We start from the raw sequence: 24,750 nt of genomic DNA, 5'->3' as shown, positions 1-24,750 counted from the left end.
CACCAACGGGTTTATATTTATTGAAGATGTAGGGTGGGCAGTGCTAGAAACAGATAACATAAGCAAGTCAATCCCGTTGCTAGGCACTGCCCACCAACGGGTTTATATTTATTGAAGATGTAGGGTGGGCAGTGCTAGAAACAGATAACATAAGCAAGTCAATCCCGTTGCTAGGCACTGCCCACCAACGGGATTAATTCACTCAGCTCAATTCCGCTCGGATTGTTTCCACCCGTTTCCGATTAACTCCCAAATCTGATTTTCCTAAACGGGAGGCGGAGCGAACATGGATTACCTTAGCACTGTCATCCAACAAAAATTCTACATCATCCACAAACCCCATTAAAGGAGTAGTGAATTGTGCGTAAAGATAGTTGTCTGTTTCTTCAATAATTTGTGTTCGTTCTAGGTTTTGGATCACAGTTTTTAGCTTAGCTATTGCTTCGGTAGGGGTTGAGTTGTAAGCTAAAGGTTCAATACCATGCTCGGCATCTTGGCTATAGCTGCTGACACAGTTAGGGCTATTTGGGCAAGGTGCTAATTGCCCTGAGGACTGAATCCCAATATTGGTGGGTTGTTTTCCTGGAAATTTCATCAACGATTCTCCTGAAAGGGCAAAGGTAGATCCTATGGCAACAATAGCGACTAATACTAACGATATTAATACTACTAGTATTAGTCTCAAGGGTGATAGTTTTTGGCTTTGTACAGTCATAAAGCGTTTGTATCTGGGTTATCAACACAATTGCTGAAAAAGGCAATATAAGCATTCAGCAGTCAGCCGTCAGCCGTGAGCTAAAAGCTCACGCTACGCGAACAGCTTTGTGGCACAGGCTTCTAGTTTGTGGCACAGGCTTCAACGCTGTGACATAACTCAGATTAAACTTTTGCTGACCTGTTTTATTCAAAAGCTGATAGCTGATAGCTGATAGCTGAATGCTTACTAGGCAATATCGGAAAGAGGTCTGGAGTTTGATTGGACAATAAAACAAGACCTCCTAGGTTTACATCTCAAATACAAACACTATATTAGTAATATCATGTCTGGTTGACTAATAGCGATCTTAAATGAATTGTGATAATTTTTAATCTGAAGTTCCCTGCTCCCTGCTCCCTGCTCCCTGCTCCCTTTGCTGTATTATCAAAAAAATTGGGGTTAGTAAGGGCAAAAGCCAAAGTTCAACACTTCTCCATCGTTTCTGGGTCGAATTCCCCTTGCAACATCGCAATCAGACATCGTCCAATGTGGTAAGCCAAATTAACAGGGACCGCATTACCTATTTGCCTGTACCTCGATGATAGAGAACCGGTAAATTCCCAATCATCGGGGAAGCTCTGAATACGTGCATATTCCCTAACTGTCAACGGTCGTGTTTCTTCAGGATGACACCGCTCGGTCTGTTTTTGAGCTGGGTTACAGGTTAGAGTAAGGGAAGGTTCTTGCCAAGAAAGCCGCCTAGCCATACCGGTTTTGCCGCCACCGAGATAGAAACTCTTTTTCATATACTCTTTTTGAAGCTCTATTGGTAAGTTCCGCCAATAACCTCCTGGTGGTATTAACTCCATAATTTCTTTCTTGCGGGTAGGGTATTTTGCTCCTATTGATTTAGGGCAATCTTTGAGCACCTCCCTCAGGGAAATAGTGTAGTCCTTTTCCTGAGGAAATATTGCGTTTAGGTCTAAGTCTTTTCTGACCGCAATGATAATTACCCTCTCCCGCTTTTGGGCAACATCTAGAAACTGCGCTCTGAGCAACTTATAGGTAGGGTTGTAACCTAAATCCTCTAAGGTTCGCAGCATGGTGGATAAGGTTCTGCCTTGGTCATGGTGGATCAGACCTCTAACGTTTTCAACTAGTGCTATTTTCGGCTGTACTTCCTTGACACACCGTGCAAACTCAAAAAAGAGCGTCCCTCTAGTATCGTCAAAACCTTTACCTAGACCGGCATAGCTGAAAGCTTGGCAGGGCACTCCACCAGCCACAATCTCTACGTTGTCCTTGTATTTGGTAAAATCAACATTGGCTATATCCTCAGGTATGATTTTCCAGGAAGGTCTATTCAGCTTCAGAGTGTTTACGCAGTCTTTATCAATCTCCACCAACAGCTTGGTGCTTAAGCCAGCATTCTCAAAACCCAGTGCCATGCCTCCACACCCAGCAAATAACTCAATTACTCTGAAGCTAGTGGGTTTGCTCTTGAGAACACGAAACTCAACCCCAGTAGCTAGTCCTAGATACTTCCTTTGAATTCGTTTTAACTCTTCAATATCAAAAAAGCGGTAGTTTCGTTCAGACCGCTTTGCCCTCAGCAGCTTTTTCTTTTCCCACCTACGTATGGTATCGGAGGAGACACCCAAGATTTCAGCAGCTTCCTGAACCGTAACTAGGTCTTGAACAGTGCCAGATTTAGTGTTTGCCATACCCAATACGCTCTAATATAACCGTTGCATAATGCAATGGTTACAAAAAACGGGATACAGATCAACTAAATTCCTGAATTACTTTATCCGCCCCCCGCTCCTTTGGTTACGACCTAAACCTAGAACAGCTAATGATATAGCTAGTTACTATGTAAGTCCTGTTCGATTCAATCAACTACCATCAAACAAAAACCATTTGAGGAGCCAGCAATACCCCAGAGGTTGAGGATATCACCTTACCAATACCCAAAAAACTGCCATCTTCGTGATACACTTGCAAAGGAATTGTGGGAGTTTCAAGAGTATCATCCCCAGAGATACGCTGTCCCAAACACCAGCGACGGGCTTGATCAGCGGACAAGGTTACAGAGGGTAAGTGCCCCAAACCTACACTAGGGGACACTGGCTGGAATAGGCTTTGTTCCAGCTGTTCGGTCAATTCTTCTAATGTCAGACTATCGGCTAAATCAAAGCCACTGCTGCGAGTACGAGTCAGAGCGGCTAGCACACCACCGGTTTCAAGGGCATCTCCTAAATCCCGGGCTATGGAGCGAATATAGGTGCCAGGACCACATGCGATCGCTAAATCAATTTCCGGAAATTCCCCCCCACGCCAATCTAAAACCTCGATCTTCTCAACCTCTACAGTTCGTTCTGGTACCTCTACCACTTCACCAGCTCTGGCTAAATCATACAGCCGTTTACCCTTGATCTGAATAGCGCTATACATTGGTGGCACTTGCTGAATCTTGCCCTCAAACTGTTTCAACAAACCCTTGACCAACTCCAGAGTCAACTGGGCTGCAGACTGAGTAGCAATCACCTCTCCTTCCAAATCATCAGTAGTTGTCCTCACTCCCAGTCTCACCGTAGCCTTGTAGGCTTTATCCTGCTGCATATACTGCAAAAGTCGGGTTGCCTTTCCCAGAGCTATCGGTAAAACCCCGGTAGCAGCTGGGTCAAGGGTCCCGCCATGGCCTACTCGCTTCAGCCGTAGCAGACGCCGCACTTTAGCAACGCAATCGTGGGATGTCCAACCTGCTGGTTTGTTTAAGTTTAGAAATCCTTGCACAATACTCAGATTTTGCACCAAGTTTAAAATTTATCTGTAAAGGTAGGGAATCGGGAATCGGGAATCGGGAATCGGGAATCGGGAATCGGGAATCGGGAATAGTAATAAGATTTGATTCTATCTTGATGCACTAGCTCATGGGAAGCATGGCTGTTTTATTTTCCTACTCCCTACTCCCTACTCCCTACTCCCTACTCCCTACTCCCTACTCCCTACTCCCTACTCCCGATTCCCTACTCCCTCGGTGCGCTTTCCGTAGGCGAATTAAATTCGCCACGGGTCGCACCGCTCCCGACTCCCTACTCCCTTCAAACCTAATTACTCAACCACATGTAACCGTCGAGTAATCATAATCATGCCATCCCCCCGAATTAATATAGCTGAAATCCAGCGGTCTTCTGGTAACAGTGGGGCTCGGCCAATCTTAAAAATTCCACCGGCAGCCAAAGATTCCAGGTCAACCTCCGTGGGATTAGTATAGCGCTGTGACCTGACTGATTCTTCTATAGCCACTCCCAGCAGCAAATCATCTCCGAGGGGTTCCTGGACAATGGCATCAAAATTAAATCGCTGACCAATACGCACTTGTTCTGGTAACTTCACCGTTACCTTGGGAGGATTAGCTCCTGATGTGATTTGGGAACGCTCTGCCAAAATGGTGGAATAGACAATTTTTTGGTTTTCAAAGCGCTGACGCGATCGCAAAGTCGATTCAAATTTGGTCTTACTAGCATCCTGTTGGTTACTAGTAATATAAGTCACAGTTTCTGCCACGATCGCGTTGCCCTCTTGCTGCCAATCCGTCAGTTCCGTGCGGTAATTCAACACAGGGTAGCGCTGCCACAATTGAAGCAACGCTTCTCCCATCACATCCCGACTTAAGCCATCGGAGTTAGCAAAATTAGCGCTATAGAATTCCAGCAACCCTTCAACATCCTTGCCATTAGCGAAGCGATCAATTTGGCTGAGGGTATCTTTAAGCTGAGGCGGTGCGGTTTCCGGGCTATCTGCTTGGGCTTTCAGAGGAGAGCCGAGGGTCAACCCTACCGTTAATAGTACAAATACTGACCAGTCCAAAGAAATAGACTTGACTTTAGTAGTAAAAGATTGGGATAGTCGTTGCAGTAAGGTGGCTGGATTGGTCATTGGTAATCGTTAACTGGTAACTGGTAACTGGTAACTGGTAACTGGTAATTCTGGTAACTAGTAATTAGTAATTGATCATTGGTGATTGGAGAAAGGGTAATCCCTTGGATTCACCAATGATACCAAATCTAGTTTGATAACCTATGTCTAGCTTGTAGGGTGGGCAAAAACAGTTTGATTTTTTTGAGTACTCTAGAGTATATGACTTTGCCCACCCTACTTTAATTGGTATTTTTTTTCTTCCCGATTCCCGACTCCCGATTCCCGATTCCCGATTCCCATTAACCCAAGACAAAAGCCCCTCACCCAATTGATCAAGGAGACCTATAGCCGTGTCTAAGTCACCCATGCGATTGCTGATTGCCGCCAGTGGTACGGGGGGACATATATTTCCCGCCCTCGCAGTAGCCCAACACTTACCCAATTACACTATCGAGTGGCTTGGTGTTCCTGACCGCATTGAAAATGAGTTGCTACCACCAGACTATCCCCTGCACACCATTGCCGTAGAAGGTTTTCAACAACGCTTCGGTCTCGGTACTCTGCGCATCTTCACTCGCCTGGTCAGTTCAATTTGGCAAGTGCGGCAACTGCTGAGAGAAGGTAAATTTGATGGTGTCTTCACCACTGGGGGTTACATCGCTGGACCTGCAATTATGGCAGCACGGTTGCAGGGTCTACCTACTATTATACATGAATCTAACGCCATTCCCGGAAAAGTAACCCGGTGGCTGAGTCCCTTTTGCAATACCGTAGCCATAGGGTTTGAAGCCGCTTCCAAGTACCTACCCCGGATTAAAACTGTAACCGTTGGTACACCAGTGCGGGATAGTTTTCAACAGAGTCAATCCCTGGAACTCCCGATTCCACCAGAGGTACCCTTGATTGTGGTGGTTGGGGGTTCCCAAGGAGCAGTGGCAGTGAATAAACTAGTGCGCCAATGTGCTCCCGTCTGGTTTGAAGCTGGTGCTTGGATTGTTCATTTAACTGGAGAACAAGACCCAGAGGCTAACACCCTTAGCCATCCTCAGTACCTGTCTATGCCCTTTTATGACCAGATGGCACCATTACTGCAACGGGCCAATTTAGCCATTAGCCGTGCTGGTGCTGGAACCTTAACTGAGCTAGCCATAACTGAAACACCAGCCATTCTGATTCCCTACCCTTATGCAGCGGAAGACCATCAAGCTTTCAATGCAGCTAGCTTTAAGGATTCTGGTGCTGCTTTAGTATTTCGTCAAGACCAGTTGACTCACGAAACGTTAGAACAGGAGGTGCTGGCTTTACTCAAGTCTCCAACTAGGTTAGAAGAGATGAAACAAAAAACAGCTAGTCTTGCGATTAGAGATAGTGGAAAGCGTTTAGCCTCTCTAGTTCGTGAGTTAGTTGAAAAATAAAATATGAAAGGAGAACTATGATCTCATGTCAATCAAGCTTTACCTTGACTTTAAATATTAATAGTTTCAGAGGTTTGATTAAATACCTAAAAATTGCTCAAACCGAATAAGAACAATAAAATAATTGCAAAAAAGTCAAAAAAATAATGTAGACTAGCTTCGAGTTGTTGATTCGATAATGACTAGATTGATTTATTATTATTTTGCCCTTATAATAGTTATTGCTTAAGCGTAATATCGAACCAAATTTACTGTGATGATAACTTTGTATAAGGCACCACCTTTATGGGGATTACCGAGCATTAGTCCACCCTGTATTAAATTGGAAACTTGGCTGCGTATAGCTAATATTGCTTACGATATCGAGATTACTAAGGACTTTACTAAAGCTCCCAAAGGCAAAATTCCGTTTATAGAATATAAAGGAGAACTCATCGGTGACTCCACCATAATTATCGAGATGCTTAAGGAAAAAGAGGGCATAGATCCTGATCGGGATTTGACCTCAACAGAAAAAGCAATCTCCTTAGCTTTTCGGCGGATGCTGAAAGAAAATACTTATTGGGGAGAGATGTATATTCGTTATAACATTGAAGATAACTGGCAATTATTCAAACAAACATTAACGACTCTCTACTTTGCTGGGAGCTCGACACCAGAATCGTAACAGTTTTTACAACAGGTGCGAAATTCCCTTTCTAATCAGATTTATCAACAGGGACTGGGTCGTCACTCCGAGAAGGAAATTTCTCAAATTATTAATGCTGAGTTTCAAGCCCTGTCTGATTATTTAGCAGATAAACCATTTTTTATGGGGGAGAGACCGACCACTTTAGATGCAACGGCTTATGGTTATATTGCAAACATGATTTTACCTCCTTTCAAGAGTCTGATTATTGATCGGGTATCTCAATTTAACAATATCTGTCAATATTGTGAACGGATGAAACAGGCGTTTTTTCCAGATTATTTGCCTTCTTAATCCAGAAAAATTTCTAGGAGATGTGGTAATTGCCTTAAATGTCAAGTAATCACAATAGCGATCGCATTTTCAATTTACGGGTCGCACCTGTGGAATGGGCATCAGCCGTGGAACTGGCATCTTGCGTAGAACTGGCATCTTGCGTAGAACTGGCATCTTGCCAGTTTCCTCCTTATTTTCGGGCGGGCAGGATGCCCACTCTACTCCTATTCAGCGCGAAGACTGACGCAACGCCAGAAAAACGGCTGCTTTAGCAATATCGACTGGTGAACCAAAAGGTCCTGGGATGAGGCGATTATTGACCTACTTGGCAACGGATTGCAGTTGTTCTGGTGTTCAACCAAGATCTGACCAGAGGGGTGTTTCGATTCGCCCTGGGGCAATAGAATTAACGCGGAGCTTTTGGGGAGCGAGTTCAACGGTCAAAGCTTAATCAACCATAAAGTTTTCAGACTTCTGTCACCTTCTAGACTAAGGCAGTGGGAGAATAGAGTTATCACCAGCTAAACCATTCAAAACCCTTAAAAACCCAACTATGGCTAAAACCGTTGCTGAAGTCATGACCCGTGACCCGATCGTGGTGCAGCCCGAAACACCGATTAAGGAAGTGATCAAAATTATTGCTGAACAAAGCATCAGTGGCTTGCCAGTGGTTAACGAAGCAGGCAAATTGGTGGGAGTGATTTCAGAAACTGACTTGCTGTGGCAGGAGACAGGAGTAGAACCGCCAGTCTATATCATGTTTCTCGACAGCGTGATTTACTTAGAAAATCCTGCCCGTTATGACCAAGAACTCCATAAAGCACTTGGACAAACCGCTGGGGAAGTAATGACTGGTCATCCCATGAGCATCAAACCGGATCAACCCTTACGGAAAGCGGCTAAGTTGATGCAGGAAAAATCAATCCACCATTTACCAGTAACAGATGAAGCGGAGCAAGTGATTGGAATTCTGAGCTCTGGGGATATTGTCCGCGCTATGGCAGCTGAGTTAAAGAATTAAGGGAACTGTTCTATCTCAAATAGTGTTCACGCTGAACAAATAACATGGTAAGTTGAGTTTTGGCTAGATATTGAGCAATTACCCATGACCGTTACTCGTGAATCTGTCCAAGAGCTGCTGAATTCAACGGATTTTGGCCAGCGCATTAGTGGATTAAACCAACTACGCCAGCTGGAACCATCGGTGGCGTTTGAGCTAATTCAACCCTTGGTTAACGATAACAATGTTCGGATTCGATATGGGGCAGTCAGCCAGCTCGATACCTTGGGTGATCAAGATTTAACCGTATCTTTGACCCTATTACGCGATCGCCTATTGAATGATCCAGAACCTGATGTTATAGCAGCAGCAGCAGATTCCTTGAGTGCCTTGAAGCTCACCGAAGCCTATGATGATTTAGAGCGAACCTATCACCAAACCACTGAGTGGATCATTAAATTTAGTATTATAGCTGCCTTAGGGGAACTAGGTGAACCCCGTTCATTTCAAATTTTAGAAGACGCTCTCAAATCCGATACCAGTTTAATTCAAACAGCTGCCATTAGTTCCTTAGGAGAATTGGGAGACCCCCGTGCCGTGCCTCTGTTGATTCCCTTTGCCACTAATTCCGATTGGCAAATTCGTTACCGGTTAGTACAAGCACTAGTTAATCTGGGAGGAGAAGAGGCTAGGGCAGTCCTAGAAACATTAGCTAATGACAGTGTTGAGCAGGTGGCTAGTGTAGCGCAAGAGGGGCTACAAGCATAAGGGAATAGGGAGAAGAGTGTGGGGAGAGGCGGGAGTGTGGGAAGTGTGGGAAGTGTGGGAAGTGTGGGAAGTGTAGGAAGTGTGGGAAGTGCCCAACGCAATAACAAACCCAATTACAAAAACCCTTCCATCTCGATCATTTCAATCATCTGAAGTCCACGGGGGTCTCCCACTTTCAAGAGGGCAGCTTTGGCGTCTTCTTTTACCCCTAGGTCTTGATCATCAGCAAATGCTTCAATTAAGGCATCAATAGCACCAGCGTAAACCGCATTGGAGGGCAATTCCCGACACAGTTGCCCGATAGACCAAGCACAATTACTGCGCACTGCTGCTACTGGGTCTTTCCTTAAAGCAGTAATTAAGGGCGGAATCGATGCGATTACTTCTTCATAATCTAACTCTGCCATTTGCGCCAGAGCACTAGCTGCCCACAAACGCACTGCAGGAATATCCGTTTTTAGGGAATCAATTAGAGACGCTAAAGCACGGCGATCGCGACAGTTCCCCAATGCCCAGACAACCCCTTTACGGACATAACCGTTCCAATCTTGGTTAAGTTGGTCAATCAAGGGCTTTACTGCCGTGGGACTGGGATTGCGCCCTAGACCATAGGCAGCACTTACCCGCACTAAGGGACAAACATCATTTAACAGGTTAATCAGATCGGGAATTGCCCGCTCATCTTGCAACTCACAAAAAGCACGAGCTGCTAGCATCCGTTGCTGGCTTTCCGGTGCCGTTAACAGAGCCAGCATTTCCTCTGGATCAGGTTTGGGAGCTTCTAACTCATCTTCAATCGGCTCTATGTCATCTAAAGGGCTTTCTAGTAAAGCCGTATTATCCAGTAAACTTAGATCATCATCTTCATACATGCCTGATAACCTACCTTATCTTGCCTGATTCTACCAGTTTCTTAATTAGTATTGTCTGTGCAATGGTTTAACCATCCACAGAGATTGGGTTCTAAAACCCAGTCCGTGGTAAAGGTTCAAAGCGACTTGATTCGATTGAAACACCTGTAGTCCAATTTGGCGATCGCCTCTTGCCCTTGCCCTAGCTTCAGCCTGCTGCATCAGTGCTGAACCAATGCCTTGACGGCGGTGTGCTGGCATGACGTACAGTAAAAAAATATAGGTATAGCGATCGCCATTTACCTGATCAACCCCATTTCCCATCCACAGACAACCAACTGGCAAGGGATGAGTTACGATAGAGCCTTTCCTAGAAACGTTCCCATCCGCTACTGTAACCCACCACAGCGGGGTTTCTCTGGAAAAGTACTGTTTAACAGTCCTCGCCAGGTGAGAAAAATCATTTTGTTCTGGGAAAAGCTCTTGGTAAGTTAATTCCATGAACTTCACCAAAATTGCCCGTTCTCGTACCGTTCCCAGGCGTAGCTGGTACCGTGCTAACAATGGCTTACTCACCAGTGTTCCCAGAATTTTGGTTAACAACCAACTGAGCCGATACTGGTGCTTGAATGCTGGCAGCGTCAAACTCTTCAATCGGTGCAGGGGCTAGCATATCGTTCGGTAAAAAGATCCGAGAACTGACTGCCAATAGGGCAATTAAGAAGCCTAGTAATGCCAGTAGGGGAGCAATGTACTGACGAAATATAGCCATGAATTTAATGGTTCGTTGATTTTAACAATTCTTTACTTTCTCCATCTTACAACAATGGCAAAGCTTTTAGCGGTTGAACGCGATCGCGTGGCCTTTTGGCCAAGGTTATTTGGTTGAAGGTTGAAGGTTGACGGTTGGGGGTTGGAGGTTGGAGGTTGGAGGTTGGAGGTTGGAGGTTGAAGGTTGGAGGTTGCAGGTTGAAGGTTGGAGGTTGGAGGTTGGAGGTTGGAGGTTGAAGGTTGGAGGTTGCAGGTTGAAGGTTGCAGGTTTAAGGTTGTAGGTTAACAGTTGACGGTTGACCAACCTATGGAAGACAGGCTTATGGGTAAGAGTTTGAAGGGGTGACAAGCCGAGTCACCCTCAGACAGGGAAAGCGTTACAGCTATCGCAGTCCCTACTCAAATAGTGAAAAATTCCTTGGCTTATTGAGAATAAACAGGTAACCCAACTTTTGTCCCTATCCAATAGGCAACTCCAAGCAACAAGATAATCCCAAAAATCAATGCTAGTTTTGTCAGAAGGTTGCCACAATTCTTAGATGGAGTTGGTTGTACCTGAAAATGAGGGGTATGGAGATGATCAAGAAGGTCTTCTGGCGTTGTCTCCCCCGCAAATATCTTATCAGCACCAGGCCAAACATAGTCTATGTTATAAGCATTGGGTCCATTTTTGACGCCACCGAAATGTTTGAACAAGCCATCACCATAGTATTGAGTAGAGGTTACTGCCTGATTGTGAAATGCTACCAGTTGAGGCTCCGCCTGATCATTAGAATATGAGAAATAAATAGCCTTTTGCTCGCTATTGATAGCGTCATAATTGGAACACTTACCACCAACCCATTCAGACGGTGGAACCAACTCATCGGAGTTACCATGCAAAATTGCCACAGGTTCCGTCAGACTTTCACCCGTATTTTTAATCTTGATAGGATTCTTAACAAATGGAACGCAAAACAACTTCAAGATACAAATGACAAATTTGGGAATCCCATTCTCTGTGCTTGGAGTCGGATCCGCCACTACAATTTTCTTGGGAAAAAATCGACTCTCGGGCGAATTTACCTCCAAATGAAAAGGTAAACTTAGGGCAATTAACCCTCCCAAAGAATGACCAAAGGCAAAAGTATCTGGCTGATTCTGATCATTCCAATGTAAATATTGGTCCTGCTGCGACAGATACTCCCAGGCATCATTCGTGCAGGTGATCGCCTTCTCTAGGCATTCCTCAGGAGAATGGACTAAACTCAATGCTACTGTGGATAACAGATGAATTAAATTATTACTATACTCCCGCCGAAACCAACTAAGAATCATTAATAGAATAGTAATAACGATCATAGCTCGGGCTACTCTGCGCAATTCAAAAGCGCTGAATTCCGATAATTCGCCTTTTACAGCTAGATCGCCCCGTTCGTAAGCCTCAAACTCGGAAAGTATGGAGTCAATATTGTCTGTTGTTAATGAGGGAGTATTAATTGAAGAGTTAGCATTGGCTAACGTATCGGCTGACAATTTAGCCAAAGATCGCCATTTCTGCAAATAAGGGAAAGATTGTTTAGAGGGGGTAGGACCTTGAGGTGGAGTATTGGGATAAAAACTGTGTTGATAATCGGGGAAAAACACAATATATCCCTTTTTTACTAACTCAATGAGGTGAGCTTCATAAAAAGAGGGCATACACAGAGCAAATCCATGTAAATAAATAATGGCTTTCAGCTTTGTTTCAGTATTTTTGGCTTCCTCTGGAACATACACTCGGATAAAATTAGCGCTGAGGTGGCAACCATGTTGATACACATCATATCCTTTCTCAGATGGCACATGGACACATTGCCAAGATTGGGATAAAGAGTTTGACATTTAATGGTAATCCTACAATTGTGATAAATATTATACCAAGGAAAAGCAAATGGTAGCACAATTAGATTTAACTTAGGAAAAATAGAAGCAAATTTCGAGTTACCCCAGCACAAACATTCTGTCCCCAATTTGATTCAACCGTCCCTTCTTGATACAAAGCACGAGTGGGGGAAACTCCCTTTGGGCGACTGCATCACTACCAACTTTTCAAGCTCGTGATCTTTCCCTACACCCTACCCCCCTTCCCTTTCAAGGGTATGTTTTTTACAAAGACGTCAGGTGTGGGGTGTGGGGTGTGGGGTGTGGGGTGTGGGGGATAAGAAAATGTACTTAATTTGTCGCTATTGCATCAAGACAATGACTAACAATTCGTGATTCGGCCTTCGAGGATGGTTAGATAAATTTGGCCAAAATCCCGACTATTCGTCCAAAATTACCCCCATATCCCCATATCCCCACACTTCCCACACTTCCCATACTCTTCCACCTGTTCCCTGTTCCCTATTCCCTGTTCCCTTAGACTCGCTCGGCTAGTTTTGTGATCACTTGAATCACGGTATCCGCAAGTTGATCATTTCCCCGGAGCCAACCGAGGGGAGTTAGATGCTTACCGGGAAGTTTCTCATCAATGAGAAGTTTATTGCCTAAATTCTCCTCTAGCCAACGCACCGTTCCAGCTTGTTGAGCAATCTTATCCTTACTGAAGCTAATCAAAGCAGTAAGATTAAATAAACGGCTATTTTTGATCAAGCAATAGGTTTGTTCGGGTGTGGGTAACACCCCGAAACCAAGTCTGTCTACTAAATCAGCTATGAATGGAACAGGAACCGCACTACTGGTACCGCTAATAACAGGAGCCATTAATACAGATGGTTGATTGATCAAAGAAATATATTTTAGCTCAGCATCTCTGAGGCTATCTTCAATCTGCTTCTCTTGATCTTTCCCCACACAATCTCCCAGAATTTCCTGAAGTTTTTTGGACTCCAAATCACTTAAAAGTTCCAAGAGTGCGATATATTTTGTTCCTAGGCTGTGACCTAACCAAAAATAATTGCTCCCTCTGGCAGAGGAGTCTTGTTGATAGATACTGTACTCATAGCCCAATTTTTTTGCTTCTTCCAAAATTCCCTGGAATAGGGTTTTTTCTTCTTTGACCAAACCAATTGCTACAGGCCAATGGCGGAAGGTAAATCTAAACGGTCTGGCAACAACGGTATAACCTGATTCAAATAATCGCTTGGCGATATATCGGTAGAAAATTGTCGGAAAACTTCCGAAAAACGCACCACCAATTAACTGAACAACACCTATCGGCTTGGGATGGATAGCAACCCAAGCAAAGGGAATTGGTCTAAATTTAAATTCGGCATTCATGGCAGTAAGCTCTTTTAGGATAACTAAGTTGCAGGTTGCAGGTTAAAGGTTAGAGGTTGAAGGTTACAGGTTAGAGGTTGAAGGTTAAAGGTTAGAGGTTGAAGGTTACAGGTTAGAGGTTACAGGTTACAGGTTAGAGGTTGAAGGTTACAGGTTGAAGGTTGCAGGTTGCAGGTTTAAGGTTGCAGGTTTAAGGTTACAGGTTGCAGGTTGCAGGTTGCAGGTTGCAGGTTGCAGCTTGAAGGTTAGAGGTTGAAGGTTACAGGTTAGAGGTTACAGGTTACAGGTTAGAGCTTAGAGGTTACAGGTTACAGCTTTCAGGTTATTAACCCTTCAACCTTGGCCAAAGGCCACGCTACGCGAACAACATTAAAACCAAGCTTGGCCAAAGGCCACGCTACGCGAACAACCTTGGCCAAAGGCCACGCTACGCGAACAACCTTCAACCCAACCTTGGCCAAAGGCCACGCTACGCGAACAACCTTGGCCAAAGGCCACGCTACGCGAACAACCTTCAACCCAACCTTGGCCAAAGGCCACGCTACGCGAACAACCTTGGCCAAAGGCCACGCTACGCGAACAACCTTCAACATTCAACCTTCAACATTCAACCCCACCTTCAACCTTCAACCCAACCTTCAACCTTCGTTGTCTTTTCACCTGAGCCGAGTTGGGCACGAACAAACTGTGTCCGCCGCTCAGTTAATAGCAAACTCAGAGCCATGACGAATTCAGAGGCACTACCGACAAGGGTCCCAACTCGAGAAATCGGTACAGCATTGCCAATTAGGGCAACCAAGGTTCCCACAAATAGCCATGGCCATTTCAGCCTTACCCAGATGCCGATACCAATCAGCAGCACGAACAAATTGACCAAAATTGTTACAATTGGTGGAGCACTCACTTCCGCTACTGTGTAGCGCAAGGTGCCAGCAAAGGTGACTGGAACCAATTCTAGGCCAACAAACTGGGTCGCCACTTCAAACCCACCCAGTCCTAGGGCAAGCACCCAGGAGAAAACTCGTACAATTGTATTAGCCCAAACTGCTCCAGCGCGGTGAGCTAGCTCAACAGCAATTACAATGAACAGCGGCACTACTAAGAAGTGTAATAGGAAGCGCACCATACTCAGTGATTTCAGGAGATCTCCTTCACCAATCAGGCTCCCCATGGCCAGAACTAGATTGTCATAGCTAATGCTTGCTAGCACAATTGGCAGCACAATCATGGCCAGACTAGTTGAGCGACGCCACAGGCGAATCGCCCATGCCAGTAATACCCATTCCACCAAAGCAAGACTGAGATGGCCAAGGGGATAAATTTTTAACAAACTTTTAGTCATGATGTTCCATAAACTGAAACAATATCTAAGCTTGGTCGTGATAAGTCGTATAGCTCTCAAAAACGTGACCCACCTATGCAAGACCGGCTTATGGGTAAGAGTATTGATCCTCGAATAGCATTTACCCTTATTTACCAGTTAATTGATTTCAATTCATTGTTGCAAGTTCCTGGATTGATAAATTTACGTTAATTAATAAATCGCAAGATATTGTATTCAAATCCGACATCACCATTCAGCTCTTAGCTAAGATAAGACAATGCTGGATCAATAAAGAGAGTCAGCCCTAATCGCTTTTTCAAATAGGGCACTTTTTCGAGACCCGGTTTGGCAGGGCAGAGTTCTGTTACCCTTCAGAAATAGTTGATAGCTGATCAGCCTTGGGCTGAATGGTTACCATAGGATTACAGTCACGGTTAGGATCTTGAGGATTTTTCGGTTTATTCTTATGTCAATTAAGATAAAATACTCTAAAATAAGTAGGGTAAAATAAGTAGGTGCGAAAAGGTTACCATCACCAGCATTGAGCTGGTGGGATTATTCCCTATAGGTTTAAGCAACTCTCTCTCTCCTAAAGGGGACAGTGTTGCTTCTAATGCAAGTAATTCAAAAAAAATAGCAGGAAGACAAGGAGTAACTAACTCGATAACTTCAGATAATTTCAATTGAAGAACGATCGGGTTTTTAGCCCGTTAGTGCTTTGATTGCTAAGTTAAACTTAAGCTAATGCGCTACGCGCACGCTACTTGAGGTGCTATCAGCTATCAGCTATCAGCGAACGGGTGACCCCTGACCCCTGACCACTGACTACTGACCACTGACGGCTGACGGCTGACGGCTTACATTTACACCGACTTGGGGTGGTCAATCATGACGAAATCGAACGGATTAGCTTTAGTCTCAGGGTTCATCAAACTGATTATCATTTGTAGTCTGATTCAACCGATGCTCGGTTGTACTCAAGCAACGGAAAATTTGAGTAAGGCGGATTTAAATCAAGAGATTCAAGCAACAGAAAATTTGGTTAAGGCGGATTTAAATCAAGAGATTCAACTTCATATCGATCAGATGGCCTTAATGGAATCGAAAACGATGCAAGTTAAGGTTCTGGATATAGTAGAGGATTCCAGATGCCCAGTTGATGCGGTTTGTGTGCAGCCAGGACAAGTCACCATTGCCTTCGAGGTTGTTAAGGAAAACTCACAACCAGAGGAGGTTGAGTTAACCCTGAGAGCAGCCCAAGAAAATTTAGCCGTTAAAAATTTTGATGGCTATTCCATGATATTAAAAAATGTTGAACCCTTGCCAATGACTAATCAGGAAAAAATAATACAATCCGACTATATTGTAACGATTGTTGTATCAAAGAGTTAAAAGCTCGGAAATCTAACCTATAATTATCATTTGGGTATCGATATTTTTAAATCGAGACACCACAGATAAAGGCGTTGCTGATTTGGGGGGATGATTTATGAAACGGTGAAACAGGGTGAAGAGACTGGAAGTAAGGAAAGATAGAACAGACTTAATCATCCGACCAATAAGCAATGCCATAAATCAGAAACTGTTTTGAGTTGACTTCGCTATGATTAAAAGTGGCTGGCAAGGTTTCCAAGGTGTTGCTTCTGGCAATAAAACTTGGCAATAAAACCTGAGCTAGCAAGGGCGATCATAGTAATAGCAAAAATACTTAAATACTACTATGCCTACCAAGATAAACCATCACCACCATCACCACCATCACCACCATCACCACCATCACCACCATCACCACCACAACCCTCTGCACTGTATTGTTCCGGCGTATATGCTGCGGGAAGTTTCAGAACAGGGAAGCCCTATGCAGCGAGAACGGGCATTGAGCGCCCTAGTGGAATCTGGTCAGTTCCGTGGGGTGCGCCAGGAATTAGCTGACTTCTCCACACGACCCAGTTCCCGAGAACCAGGAGCAGCAAAACAACGGGTGATCTGCCATGCAGACTACCAAACTCGTTTACCTGGCCGTCAAGTCCGGGGGGAAGGAGACCCGGCCACAGGTGACACAGCAGTAGATGAAGCCTACGATGGTTCTGGAGCCACCTTTGATTTATATCGTGACATATACGAGCGGAACTCGATTGATGATCGAGGGGTGGTGTTGACCTCAACCGTTCATTATGGGCGCGGTTTTGACAACGCCTTCTGGAATGGTCAACAGATGACCTATGGGGATGGGGATGAAGATTTGCCAGAAGAGGAGAGACTCTTCAATCGCTTTACTATCGCCATCGATATTATTGGTCATGAGCTGACCCATGGGGTGATCCAATATGAAGCAGGACTGGTCTATCGGAATCAACCAGGTGCTCTCAACGAACACTTCGCTGATGTGTTCGGAATCCTAGTTAAGCAACGGACACTGAACCAAACTGCTAGTGAATCGGATTGGGTGATTGGAGCTGGTCTGTTTACTGAGAATGTCAATGCTAAAGGCATTCGCTCCATGAAAGAACCAGGGAGTGCTTATAACGACCCCAGACTAGGTAAAGACCCTCAACCAGGTCATATGAGAGACATCTACACCGGGTCTCAAGATAATGGTGGGGTTCATATCAATTCTGGTATCCCCAACCGAGCCTTCTACATTGCTGCTCTGGACATTGGTGGATACGCTTGGGACAAGGCCGGTTGGATCTGGTATCTTACCTTGAGGGATAAGCTGGGTTCCACCTCAGATTTTAAGGATGCTGCCAGAGAGACATACAAGGTGGCAGGTGACCGATTTGGTGTTGGCAGCCTGGAACAAAAAGCTGTCCGTAAAGGTTGGGAAGAGGTAGGTGTTGAGATTATTGAAAAGCCTCCGGCACCTCAACCCTCTGAACCCCCAGGATGCTCCGCAGGTGCGCCAGACTTTATCAGGTCTTTTTTCACCCCCTCCTCTTAAGGATAGGAAATTCTTTAGGGTGCGTTAGGGAAGGGCTCGCCCAAATTTTCCGCCTTTTCGGGCCTGGCAAAGTCCGTCCAGTAACGCACCATCCATAGGCTCAGATTTTGGCATTGCTGAATAGTGGAATGATTTGAATAGTTTTGTGGAACGGGCATCAGGCGTGGAACAGGCATCTTGCCCGTTATCAATATTTCCGGACAGGCAGGATGCCCACCCTACTCATAATCATTCGAAGATTCAGCAATGCCAAAAAAATGGTAGTGGTAAAGATGTAGTGATTTGGCTACGGTAAGCGTCAAGGTTTCGGGGATTAAAATCACTACTTTTGTACCACTACCGAAAAAAGATGTAAAATCACTACTTCTACAGGACTACTAAACTCCCCCCATAGACGCTCGCAACCCTGCCAGGAGTCATCTCACCTTGAGATTGAGGTTTTTAACAGATTTTACAACATTCTTTTGATGATTGAATTCCAAGATTTTGAACCGTTATATCCAAAAATGTCTTGGTAAAAAGCATCAATCTTGTAAGTGTCTTTATACTGCATCAAAAATCTACTAACCTCTCTAATCTTGTCACTCTTAACATCACCAATATCTTCAAAGTTTTCATCCCAATACTTCCAGCACTCTAGATTGGTGTCCTCAATAATAATATAGTCTCCAGCATGTCCATGAGAATGAAAAGTGCTTAAAATCCCAGAGACATTGACATGAGCATCTTCAATAATTAGCCAGGGATGATCTAATTCAGAAAGCATTTTGGCAGAAAATAATTCCTCAATTTTGTTGACATCACCCTCAATGAAAGTGATGCGATCGTCTTGTTGTGATTTCTTGTCTAAGAAGGCAAGATTAATGTCAACAGAGTAAACCTGGCATGGAATCTCAAAGATCTGCAGATGATCAGCGATCCAGACAGCACTACCGCCTGTAAACGCCCCAATTTCAATGACTACTTTAGGTCTTAGTTCGTACAGAAGCATTGGGTAAATCACCATTTCCAGAGCACTCTTCCAAATAGGAATTTCCTTCCAATGCTGTTTGTAGCTACTTTCAATTAGAAACGGCCATATATTAGATGGCAAATCGCAACAATCTTTTCGTGCATCAATGTCAATAAATCGATCAGATGCAGACATCTCCCGTTGAGGTAAATTTTCTTCTTTAAGGCTTTTATATCCAAATTTATCTGACATTGTATCTACCTGTTTATTCATAGTTCGATATCTTTGTTGCGCAGAAAATATAAAAAAATATTTTCAGTTATCTCCAGATGTGAGCAGTTTAATAATAAAGGAGCTTACAGTGGATTCAGAGAAGCATTATTTTGCAAAGCATCAATAAACATACTGACAAAGCGTCTCTTGTCTCCCATACCGCCTTTAATCATTAAGTCTGCGAATCGCTCATTTATGTGCTCTTTCACACATTTCACAGCAGCTTCGCCATGTTGTTCATCTTCTTCACAATGTAGTTGCAACCATCTACACTCTTCTGCTTTTAGTTTGAGTCTTTCGCGCATAGTTTTCGCACAGGAGTTTAGGTAACTTATAAGATACTCTATAACGACATTCATACCCAAATACTCTATTACTTTTTCATCTGAAAAGTTGCTCCAATAGGCATGATAGCCTGCTGTTAACTTCGATTCTGGTTCAAGCTTATAGCCCAGTGCTTTAAGATCTCGTATTGCTAATATATCGTGATCAGCCTCGTCTCTGGCGAGATGAATATATAGCATTTTCATGGCATTAGTAGGAGCTGCCTCAGCTGCTCTTAACAGTTGTGTTTCGCCAGGAGCAGAATAATGATAAAAAGTCGACACAAGGTGGATGTAGTTAGTTCTGGTAGCCAAATCAAAGGCTGCTGCTATTTCTTTAGCGCCCTCCTGGGCAATACAATCCAGTGTTTGAACAGTCTTTTCTGCCAGACCACTGTAATTCATATTTGCTCCTTCTAATCTTGGTTAACTTAACATTCTATACTAGCAGGACTTACGCAAAAACACCAGACATGGGGTATTCTCAGATCTTGCACCTAATGACAGAGAACTCACAACCAAGGTCATCTGCTCGCTGGGGAAGGCATAGATGCCCAGGGTAATCGCACTTAACTTTAGATCAGATTTACTTGACAAAAAGGCTTTAATACTTGCTCTGAGATTGTAGACAATATTGGTTCAATCGTGCTCCACTAGCTAATATCGTCTCTCCTTCGGTTAATTGCCATGACTAAAGGATTTGCACCAGGGTCTAGCTCAACACCAACATCCAGTTCGAGGCCATCTGATCCTGTTAAAAGGGTCAAACGCACCATTATCGATGAACTCAAGAACTTAGATGACCCCAGAACAAAGCGTAAACCAGACCATCTGCTGGTAGATATTGTAGCGATTGGGATCAAGCGCCACTTTAGCTGGAGCAGATAATATGGTGGCGGTCGCTACCTAAGGCCCGCGAAGAATACGAGTGGTTAGCCACCTTGTCTTGATGCAAAGCGCGAGTGGTTTGAATTTACCGTAAGACAGTTGAGCCTTAATCAATAAGTTTTACCCCTTTTCTGCATAGCCTACCAACCATAAAGGCTCAACTGTCTAAGGTTTTGTCTCCGGGGGAAACCCCCGCGTGAAGGCGCTGCATCGCTTTTGGAGTTGCCAAATGGGATACCGTCTCACGACACGACGCTCGCGAGTGTTTGCCCTGATTGACCCAGAACAGTTTCATGACTTTTTATTGCGCTGGATAGAGTATCTTACGGATCAATTAGATATCAAGCTGATTTACATCGATGGGAAAACCTCTCGTGGCTCTTACGACCGTCAAAGTAAGCTCAAAGCCTGACCTAGTGTGAGTGCTTGGAGAATAGAATGAAAAATGCTGTAAAGTAAATTTTCATGAATAGTAAGTATTAAAAAAAATATTGCCATGCTGTGCTGTATGGTACTATTTTAAGTAGATTTCATAGTATAATAATAAAATGGTAAAAGCATTATTTTCATGCCTACTTTGTTAAACTTATCGAAGTACTATATCAATGATTGAAGTTAAATTTTTTGATAAAAAAGAACGAGGAATTGTATCAACAAAACTGATTACCAAAGACACATTGATTGAGGCTGCCCCAGTGGGATCATTTCCTGCCGAACAATGGTCAATTATCAATAAAACTGAAGTGTTTAAGTACTGCTTCGTAATCCCTGCAGAATATGAAAAAAAACAAAATGTGGGCGGTTATATTGCCTTTGGTCTTTCATCCCTATGTAATCATTCGGAAACCCCCAATGCTTATATCAATTGGGTTAAAGATGAGATTGGTCTATGGGCACATTTAATCGCATCGAAAGATATTCAGCCAGGGGAGGAAGTTTTGCTTTTATATACCAACATTGATCAATATTCTTTAGCTAATAAATTTATTTGAGTTATTGTTTAGAGGATATCTGAAAAGTTTTTTGATACTGAATTTTGCCCCCCTAGCCCCCCAATTCTGGGGGGAACAAGAATCCATTTGTTGGTAAAAGTCCCCCAAAATTGGGGGATTTAGGGGGCTTGAATGTAGCAAATGAGACTTCTCAGACAACCTCTTAAACCAGAATAGTACTTTTTTAATGCTTAAAACAAAGCAATCACAGATAGACAAATGGGCATTCCTGAATCAAGTAATGAATATGAGTGAGGTGGGCTCCTGCCTGTCTGAAAATATCAGAAACGGGCAAGATATCCATTCCACAGAACTCTTAAAATCATTTCATTATTAAGCAACGCCTCTTCAGGCTTGGTTGGCACAGGCTGAATGGTAACGGGCAAGATTCCTGTTCCACCCCTGATATCTGTTCCACCCCTGATCACCATTGCACCCATAATTTCCATTCCACCCAGCGGGTCAAACAGCATGCATTGAAATGCACCCAGTGCCTGTTATGGCGCTACGCGCAAGGCATGCATGCTAAATTGACTACAACAGCTTTTAAGCTTGTATCAATGTCAAACACCTTAATGGGTAGTCTTATACCGATGGAGCCAGTTTGCGTTCGCGTAGCGTGGCCAACGGCCAATCGCGAAGCGGTTCTTTTCGAACATCGCGTTTTTACCCACTGCCCACCCTAGGATTAATCTGTAGGATTAATCACTACAATTAATCCTTATAATTAATCACAATGGTCTAAGCAAGATTTTAGTAGTAAAGACGGGGGTGTTATGAAAATACACTTTGAGCGTACTGGCGGTTTTATGGGGATGAATATGGCAACTGAGGTTGATACTGAATCCCTATCGCCAGAAGAAGCTGATCAGCTGCAAGCCATGATTAATACTAATAGTTTCTTTGAGCTACCAGCACAGCTGATGTCATCAACACCGGGTGCAGATCAGTTTAGCTACAAACTGACCGTAGAAGTTGCTGGACGGAAAAAAACTGTGGAAATTGGTGATACAGCAGTTCCAGAGATGCTGCAACCTTTGCTAAGACGGTTGACAACGATGGCAAGGTCAACTTTGAATTTAGAATGAAGAATTAAGAATTTAGAATGAAGAATGAAGAATTAAGAATTAAGAATGTAGAATTAAGAATGTAGAATTAAGAATGTAGAATTAAGAATTTAGAATTTAGAATCTGGGGGGGTGAGATGCAAGCAAGCTTAAATCGTTACTGGGTAGTAATTTTAGCCCATAAGTGATCAAAAGATACATGCTGTTTTGGGCTGACATTTGACATAGTGATAAGGCTCCCTCGCTTCCACACAATCAAAGTCGGGTTAGTTTCCGAGTGTATCTTACCTGAGCTCATTGGCGTCAAAGCCTTATATACTACTAAGCTTTTTAGGGCTCATGTCACCCCCCGAGATGTATAATTCTAAATTCTGCATTCTAAATTCTGCATTCTAAATTCTACATTCTAAATTCTGCATTCTAAATTCTGCATTCTACATTCTACATTCTACATTCTACATTCTAAAATAACGTAGTCGGAGCATAGGGGATAATATCAGGATCGAATCCCCCCACTTGATTAGTGCGGATAACCCAAAGTTTAGCGCCATGGTTTAACAAAAGACTAGCGATTTCGTCATGACCACGTCGTGGTAGTATAGTGCGCCAGCTAGCAAGTCCTCTTAAAATCGAAGTAATTGGACTTTCACTGGTAGCAACTCCCACCAAGGTTTCAGCATTTTCCCTCCAGTCACTACGAACAATTCCTAGGGGAGTCAGCTGTTGTTCTAGTGCTTGTCCCAACTCGGATAATTGTTGAAATCGCTGAGTTTGGGGATGATCTGGATGACTGTTCAACCACTCTTGAATTTCAGGATTGTCATTCACTTCATCTTCTATCTGTTGGATGGCTACATAAAGCGCTTGATTGGAGTCTTGCACACAGGACTCTGCTGGTGAAGCCAATGCTGCACCGTCACCATCCCCCGTGCGGTAGCGAGCCATCATGACTTGTAACTGATGCTTCAATTCATCCAAAGGTGATAGTTTAATATCACCAAACTCGTAGTCTTGGGTGACAGCATCCAATTTAACAATCACATCAGAAACAGGTCGATTGCCTAACCAACCCCGCTGCAAATTTCCCATATAGTTCGGCCATTTGATTGACCCTGCAATAATGCCATCGGGGTTACTAGCATAAACTTGCTGGTACTCTATATCAAAGCGTAATTCATCGCTTAATGGGTCACGCACTACATGAGCAATACCATAGGCAAAGTGACCGCTTACCATATTAAAAAGGACACGTTCATCTTTTTTATTACCACCAATTCCCCCATAAAGATGGATGACAATTCCCCGGTCTCCCTCCTGCCAAGGGGATATCGCAGCGTCTGGTTGTTCAGCTAAAGGATCCAGCAGAACTGTCTTGGCAGTACCTTTTTGCTGTTCGGTATTTTCCCAATTTTTTTCCTTAATGTAAGTTACCCCTTCCTCAACTCCCAAAATTACTTGATCTGGCTCTAGCATCATCAAAGCCCTAGGTTCAATCCCTTGGGTAACAAAAATGCCGTCAGGATCCTGAGCACCATAAATATACCAACCAGCGCTATTTAGAGGAGAGTCTTCAATCTGGGAATTGGTAGATCTAGGGATGTCATACCGGTCAGCCACCACTTGAGGAATACGAATAATTTCTTGAGGTCCATCAAATTGTTTTGAGTCTTTATTAAAGTGAGATACTTGAAAGCGATCGCTTTCAAGTGTCTCCCGCTTAATAATGGTAACCAAGCCATAGAAGCGACCGGTAATTTGCACTGGGTCTTCGGCAATAGTCAAAGATGTCGTTGTTTCTGACTCAGTCACAACTGGATTGTTTACCATGACAATCACATTATCGTCAGGTCTGGCTGCAGCCAAAGATTCCAGGGGACCTACCCGATTCAGATGATTTAATCGAACCGGATGCATAGCGCCCCCTGTCATGCTATCTTCAGTGGTTTGATTAAAATTAATATCTATGGTAACTCGCTTCACATAGTCTTGGATCCCTGGAGCATCCTTACTCCATCCTAAGGTCACAATCTCTCCTACCAGATGCTGATACTCCGGAGCAGCATGGTAGACTTCAAACAGTACGGAATCATCAGTTGTTCGTTCATCCTTTTGCAGCTCGATCAGTCGTCCTATCCACTCACTAACGGGTTGATAAAGACTTGATGATAGGGTCTGATTGATGGGATAATAACTAGGCTGATTTATCTGATCGTTACGAGAAAGTTCGTAGTTAGATGGTTTCGGTTCGGTCATTTTTTTCTGGGCTTGAGAGTAGATAAAAAATACCACCCCGATTACTAAAATTAGGATAACCAGGACGATTACCAAAGGGTTTTGGAGATTTACCATTATTACTATGG

Annotated in this window: 31 protein-coding genes; 15 read left to right on the top strand and 16 right to left on the bottom strand. The window is 43.8% G+C overall.

Translation table 11 applies throughout. The features are described from left to right. Window positions 1-202: 202 nt before the first annotated feature. The 3 genes from F6K64_RS19815 to truB all read right to left on the bottom strand — a co-directional run bounded on the left by F6K64_RS19815 (window position 203) and on the right by truB (window position 3,493). Complete coding sequence (locus F6K64_RS19815) at window positions 203-715, bottom strand: DUF1499 domain-containing protein (protein ID WP_008190088.1); 513 nt, start codon at window positions 713-715, stop codon at window positions 203-205. Window positions 716-1,179: 464 nt separating this feature from the next. Beyond that, window positions 1,180-2,421: a DNA (cytosine-5-)-methyltransferase gene (gene dcm, locus F6K64_RS19810; protein ID WP_287266127.1), complete on the bottom strand. Its 1,242-nt coding sequence runs from the start codon at window positions 2,419-2,421 to the stop codon at window positions 1,180-1,182. A gap of 181 nt (window positions 2,422-2,602) precedes the next feature. Continuing rightward, window positions 2,603-3,493, bottom strand: coding sequence for a tRNA pseudouridine(55) synthase TruB (gene truB, locus F6K64_RS19805; RefSeq protein WP_044495314.1), 891 nt, complete (start codon window positions 3,491-3,493; stop codon window positions 2,603-2,605). A 146-nt stretch (window positions 3,494-3,639) separates the two neighbouring features. Here truB and F6K64_RS19800 point away from each other — a divergent pair, with 146 nt between their 5' ends. Next, entirely contained in the window at window positions 3,640-3,840 is a 201-nt protein-coding gene (locus tag F6K64_RS19800) for a hypothetical protein (protein ID WP_131826871.1), read from the top strand. Here the strand turns inward: F6K64_RS19800 and F6K64_RS19795 are convergent. Next, complete coding sequence (locus tag F6K64_RS19795; RefSeq protein ID WP_008190095.1) at window positions 3,812-4,639, bottom strand: DUF8623 domain-containing protein; 828 nt, start codon at window positions 4,637-4,639, stop codon at window positions 3,812-3,814. The two genes, F6K64_RS19800 and F6K64_RS19795, sit on opposite strands and share 29 nt — an antisense overlap. Before the next feature lie 64 nt (window positions 4,640-4,703). Then, complete coding sequence (locus tag F6K64_RS19790; protein ID WP_131826872.1) at window positions 4,704-4,934, bottom strand: hypothetical protein; 231 nt, start codon at window positions 4,932-4,934, stop codon at window positions 4,704-4,706. Window positions 4,935-4,986: 52 nt separating this feature from the next. Here F6K64_RS19790 and murG point away from each other — a divergent pair, with 52 nt between their 5' ends. From murG to nblB, 6 genes are all read left to right on the top strand, one after another. Then, entirely contained in the window at window positions 4,987-6,036 is a 1,050-nt protein-coding gene (murG, locus tag F6K64_RS19785; RefSeq protein WP_008190099.1) for an undecaprenyldiphospho-muramoylpentapeptide beta-N-acetylglucosaminyltransferase, read from the top strand. 256 nt (window positions 6,037-6,292) lie between these two features. Further along, window positions 6,293-6,703 (top strand): Tom37 metaxin N-terminal-like domain-containing protein, encoded by a 411-nt coding sequence (locus tag F6K64_RS19780; protein WP_008190102.1) that lies wholly within the window; start codon window positions 6,293-6,295, stop codon window positions 6,701-6,703. A gap of 15 nt (window positions 6,704-6,718) precedes the next feature. After that, window positions 6,719-7,018 (top strand): glutathione S-transferase C-terminal domain-containing protein, encoded by a 300-nt coding sequence (locus F6K64_RS19775; protein WP_008190105.1) that lies wholly within the window; start codon window positions 6,719-6,721, stop codon window positions 7,016-7,018. A gap of 38 nt (window positions 7,019-7,056) precedes the next feature. Beyond that, window positions 7,057-7,272: a hypothetical protein gene (locus F6K64_RS19770; protein WP_131826873.1), complete on the top strand. Its 216-nt coding sequence runs from the start codon at window positions 7,057-7,059 to the stop codon at window positions 7,270-7,272. 281 nt (window positions 7,273-7,553) lie between these two features. Next, window positions 7,554-8,021: a CBS domain-containing protein gene (locus F6K64_RS19765; RefSeq protein WP_008190106.1), complete on the top strand. Its 468-nt coding sequence runs from the start codon at window positions 7,554-7,556 to the stop codon at window positions 8,019-8,021. 84 nt (window positions 8,022-8,105) lie between these two features. Continuing rightward, window positions 8,106-8,768 (top strand): phycobilisome degradation protein NblB, encoded by a 663-nt coding sequence (gene nblB / locus F6K64_RS19760; RefSeq protein ID WP_287266125.1) that lies wholly within the window; start codon window positions 8,106-8,108, stop codon window positions 8,766-8,768. A 113-nt stretch (window positions 8,769-8,881) separates the two neighbouring features. Here nblB and F6K64_RS19755 read toward each other — a convergent pair whose 3' ends face one another. From F6K64_RS19755 to F6K64_RS19730, 6 genes are all read right to left on the bottom strand, one after another. Next, window positions 8,882-9,640 (bottom strand): HEAT repeat domain-containing protein, encoded by a 759-nt coding sequence (locus F6K64_RS19755; RefSeq protein ID WP_287266122.1) that lies wholly within the window; start codon window positions 9,638-9,640, stop codon window positions 8,882-8,884. A 45-nt stretch (window positions 9,641-9,685) separates the two neighbouring features. Next, complete coding sequence (locus F6K64_RS19750; protein ID WP_008190112.1) at window positions 9,686-10,195, bottom strand: GNAT family N-acetyltransferase; 510 nt, start codon at window positions 10,193-10,195, stop codon at window positions 9,686-9,688. After that, entirely contained in the window at window positions 10,188-10,391 is a 204-nt protein-coding gene (locus tag F6K64_RS19745) for a DUF8624 family small hydrophobic protein (protein WP_008190114.1), read from the bottom strand. The genes F6K64_RS19750 and F6K64_RS19745 overlap by 8 nt, the downstream gene beginning before the upstream one ends. Window positions 10,392-10,496: 105 nt before the next feature. Continuing rightward, entirely contained in the window at window positions 10,497-10,739 is a 243-nt protein-coding gene (locus F6K64_RS19740) for a hypothetical protein (RefSeq protein WP_044495321.1), read from the bottom strand. A gap of 74 nt (window positions 10,740-10,813) precedes the next feature. Further along, a complete protein-coding gene (locus F6K64_RS19735) occupies window positions 10,814-12,253 on the bottom strand; it encodes an alpha/beta hydrolase family protein (RefSeq protein WP_008190118.1) in 1,440 nt (479 codons plus the stop codon). A 516-nt stretch (window positions 12,254-12,769) separates the two neighbouring features. Continuing rightward, entirely contained in the window at window positions 12,770-13,630 is an 861-nt protein-coding gene (locus F6K64_RS19730) for a DUF1350 family protein (protein WP_008190120.1), read from the bottom strand. A 339-nt stretch (window positions 13,631-13,969) separates the two neighbouring features. Here F6K64_RS19730 and F6K64_RS19725 point away from each other — a divergent pair, with 339 nt between their 5' ends. Next, window positions 13,970-14,356 carry a hypothetical protein gene (locus F6K64_RS19725; RefSeq protein WP_287266120.1) on the top strand — a complete coding sequence of 129 codons (387 nt, stop codon included), beginning with the start codon at window positions 13,970-13,972 and terminating at the stop codon, window positions 14,354-14,356. Here the strand turns inward: F6K64_RS19725 and F6K64_RS19720 are convergent. Beyond that, entirely contained in the window at window positions 14,250-14,972 is a 723-nt protein-coding gene (locus tag F6K64_RS19720; RefSeq protein ID WP_008190128.1) for a hypothetical protein, read from the bottom strand. The genes F6K64_RS19725 and F6K64_RS19720 overlap by 107 nt on opposite strands. Window positions 14,973-15,842: 870 nt before the next feature. On the opposite strand from F6K64_RS19720, the gene F6K64_RS19715 reads away from it, so the two are divergent. From F6K64_RS19715 to F6K64_RS19705, 3 genes are all read left to right on the top strand, one after another. After that, the gene (locus F6K64_RS19715) at window positions 15,843-16,346 is read left to right on the top strand and encodes a hypothetical protein (protein ID WP_008190132.1); all 504 of its coding nucleotides are present in this window, start codon (window positions 15,843-15,845) and stop codon (window positions 16,344-16,346) included. 466 nt (window positions 16,347-16,812) lie between these two features. After that, complete coding sequence (locus F6K64_RS19710; RefSeq protein ID WP_229419779.1) at window positions 16,813-17,895, top strand: M4 family metallopeptidase; 1,083 nt, start codon at window positions 16,813-16,815, stop codon at window positions 17,893-17,895. A 145-nt stretch (window positions 17,896-18,040) separates the two neighbouring features. Continuing rightward, window positions 18,041-18,190 carry a hypothetical protein gene (locus tag F6K64_RS19705; RefSeq protein ID WP_207554295.1) on the top strand — a complete coding sequence of 50 codons (150 nt, stop codon included), beginning with the start codon at window positions 18,041-18,043 and terminating at the stop codon, window positions 18,188-18,190. 156 nt (window positions 18,191-18,346) lie between these two features. Here F6K64_RS19705 and F6K64_RS19700 read toward each other — a convergent pair whose 3' ends face one another. Together F6K64_RS19700 and F6K64_RS19695 are read right to left on the bottom strand one after the other, a co-directional pair. Further along, window positions 18,347-19,120, bottom strand: coding sequence for a CmcI family methyltransferase (locus tag F6K64_RS19700; protein ID WP_287266119.1), 774 nt, complete (start codon window positions 19,118-19,120; stop codon window positions 18,347-18,349). An 83-nt stretch (window positions 19,121-19,203) separates the two neighbouring features. Further along, window positions 19,204-19,848 (bottom strand): iron-containing redox enzyme family protein, encoded by a 645-nt coding sequence (locus F6K64_RS19695; protein ID WP_008190140.1) that lies wholly within the window; start codon window positions 19,846-19,848, stop codon window positions 19,204-19,206. Window positions 19,849-20,130: 282 nt separating this feature from the next. On the opposite strand from F6K64_RS19695, the gene F6K64_RS19690 reads away from it, so the two are divergent. The 3 genes from F6K64_RS19690 to F6K64_RS19680 all read left to right on the top strand — a co-directional run bounded on the left by F6K64_RS19690 (window position 20,131) and on the right by F6K64_RS19680 (window position 21,323). Then, a complete protein-coding gene (locus F6K64_RS19690; RefSeq protein WP_287266116.1) occupies window positions 20,131-20,331 on the top strand; it encodes a hypothetical protein in 201 nt (66 codons plus the stop codon). 229 nt (window positions 20,332-20,560) lie between these two features. Further along, window positions 20,561-20,743, top strand: coding sequence for a hypothetical protein (locus F6K64_RS19685; protein WP_193374721.1), 183 nt, complete (start codon window positions 20,561-20,563; stop codon window positions 20,741-20,743). A gap of 193 nt (window positions 20,744-20,936) precedes the next feature. Further along, window positions 20,937-21,323, top strand: coding sequence for an SET domain-containing protein-lysine N-methyltransferase (locus F6K64_RS19680; protein ID WP_008190148.1), 387 nt, complete (start codon window positions 20,937-20,939; stop codon window positions 21,321-21,323). 281 nt (window positions 21,324-21,604) lie between these two features. On the opposite strand, the gene F6K64_RS19675 is transcribed toward F6K64_RS19680, so the two are convergent. Next, entirely contained in the window at window positions 21,605-21,796 is a 192-nt protein-coding gene (locus F6K64_RS19675; protein WP_008190150.1) for a hypothetical protein, read from the bottom strand. Between the two features lie 303 nt (window positions 21,797-22,099). Between F6K64_RS19675 and F6K64_RS19670 the strand changes: the two genes are divergently transcribed. After that, complete coding sequence (locus F6K64_RS19670; protein ID WP_287266114.1) at window positions 22,100-22,411, top strand: protealysin inhibitor emfourin; 312 nt, start codon at window positions 22,100-22,102, stop codon at window positions 22,409-22,411. A gap of 441 nt (window positions 22,412-22,852) precedes the next feature. Here F6K64_RS19670 and F6K64_RS19665 read toward each other — a convergent pair whose 3' ends face one another. Then, window positions 22,853-24,739 carry an abortive infection protein gene (locus F6K64_RS19665; protein WP_287266112.1) on the bottom strand — a complete coding sequence of 629 codons (1,887 nt, stop codon included), beginning with the start codon at window positions 24,737-24,739 and terminating at the stop codon, window positions 22,853-22,855. Window positions 24,740-24,750: the final 11 nt, after the last annotated feature.

Source organism: Moorena sp. SIO3A2, from assembly GCF_010672265.1.
Taxonomy (GTDB): Bacteria; Cyanobacteriota; Cyanobacteriia; order Cyanobacteriales; family Coleofasciculaceae; genus Moorena; species Moorena producens.
This window is presented reverse-complemented; position numbering and strand designations above follow the sequence as displayed.

Coding starts and splice junctions, on each gene's coding strand:
- F6K64_RS19815 (WP_008190088.1), bottom strand. CDS start 715: ATGACTGTACAAAGCCAAAAACTATCACCCTTGAGACTAATACTAGTA.
- dcm (WP_287266127.1), bottom strand. CDS start 2,421: ATGGCAAACACTAAATCTGGCACTGTTCAAGACCTAGTTACGGTTCAG.
- F6K64_RS19800 (WP_131826871.1), top strand. CDS start 3,640: ATGGCTGTTTTATTTTCCTACTCCCTACTCCCTACTCCCTACTCCCTA.
- F6K64_RS19795 (WP_008190095.1), bottom strand. CDS start 4,639: ATGACCAATCCAGCCACCTTACTGCAACGACTATCCCAATCTTTTACT.
- murG (WP_008190099.1), top strand. CDS start 4,987: ATGCGATTGCTGATTGCCGCCAGTGGTACGGGGGGACATATATTTCCC.
- F6K64_RS19780 (WP_008190102.1), top strand. CDS start 6,293: ATGATAACTTTGTATAAGGCACCACCTTTATGGGGATTACCGAGCATT.
- F6K64_RS19770 (WP_131826873.1), top strand. CDS start 7,057: ATGTCAAGTAATCACAATAGCGATCGCATTTTCAATTTACGGGTCGCA.
- F6K64_RS19765 (WP_008190106.1), top strand. CDS start 7,554: ATGGCTAAAACCGTTGCTGAAGTCATGACCCGTGACCCGATCGTGGTG.
- nblB (WP_287266125.1), top strand. CDS start 8,106: ATGACCGTTACTCGTGAATCTGTCCAAGAGCTGCTGAATTCAACGGAT.
- F6K64_RS19755 (WP_287266122.1), bottom strand. CDS start 9,640: ATGTATGAAGATGATGATCTAAGTTTACTGGATAATACGGCTTTACTA.
- F6K64_RS19745 (WP_008190114.1), bottom strand. CDS start 10,391: ATGGCTATATTTCGTCAGTACATTGCTCCCCTACTGGCATTACTAGGC.
- F6K64_RS19735 (WP_008190118.1), bottom strand. CDS start 12,253: ATGTCAAACTCTTTATCCCAATCTTGGCAATGTGTCCATGTGCCATCT.
- F6K64_RS19730 (WP_008190120.1), bottom strand. CDS start 13,630: ATGAATGCCGAATTTAAATTTAGACCAATTCCCTTTGCTTGGGTTGCT.
- F6K64_RS19720 (WP_008190128.1), bottom strand. CDS start 14,972: ATGACTAAAAGTTTGTTAAAAATTTATCCCCTTGGCCATCTCAGTCTT.
- F6K64_RS19715 (WP_008190132.1), top strand. CDS start 15,843: ATGACGAAATCGAACGGATTAGCTTTAGTCTCAGGGTTCATCAAACTG.
- F6K64_RS19710 (WP_229419779.1), top strand. CDS start 16,813: ATGCAGCGAGAACGGGCATTGAGCGCCCTAGTGGAATCTGGTCAGTTC.
- F6K64_RS19700 (WP_287266119.1), bottom strand. CDS start 19,120: ATGAATAAACAGGTAGATACAATGTCAGATAAATTTGGATATAAAAGC.
- F6K64_RS19695 (WP_008190140.1), bottom strand. CDS start 19,848: ATGAATTACAGTGGTCTGGCAGAAAAGACTGTTCAAACACTGGATTGT.
- F6K64_RS19690 (WP_287266116.1), top strand. CDS start 20,131: ATGACTAAAGGATTTGCACCAGGGTCTAGCTCAACACCAACATCCAGT.
- F6K64_RS19685 (WP_193374721.1), top strand. CDS start 20,561: ATGGGATACCGTCTCACGACACGACGCTCGCGAGTGTTTGCCCTGATT.
- F6K64_RS19680 (WP_008190148.1), top strand. CDS start 20,937: ATGATTGAAGTTAAATTTTTTGATAAAAAAGAACGAGGAATTGTATCA.
- F6K64_RS19675 (WP_008190150.1), bottom strand. CDS start 21,796: ATGCTGTTTGACCCGCTGGGTGGAATGGAAATTATGGGTGCAATGGTG.
- F6K64_RS19670 (WP_287266114.1), top strand. CDS start 22,100: ATGAAAATACACTTTGAGCGTACTGGCGGTTTTATGGGGATGAATATG.
- F6K64_RS19665 (WP_287266112.1), bottom strand. CDS start 24,739: ATGGTAAATCTCCAAAACCCTTTGGTAATCGTCCTGGTTATCCTAATT.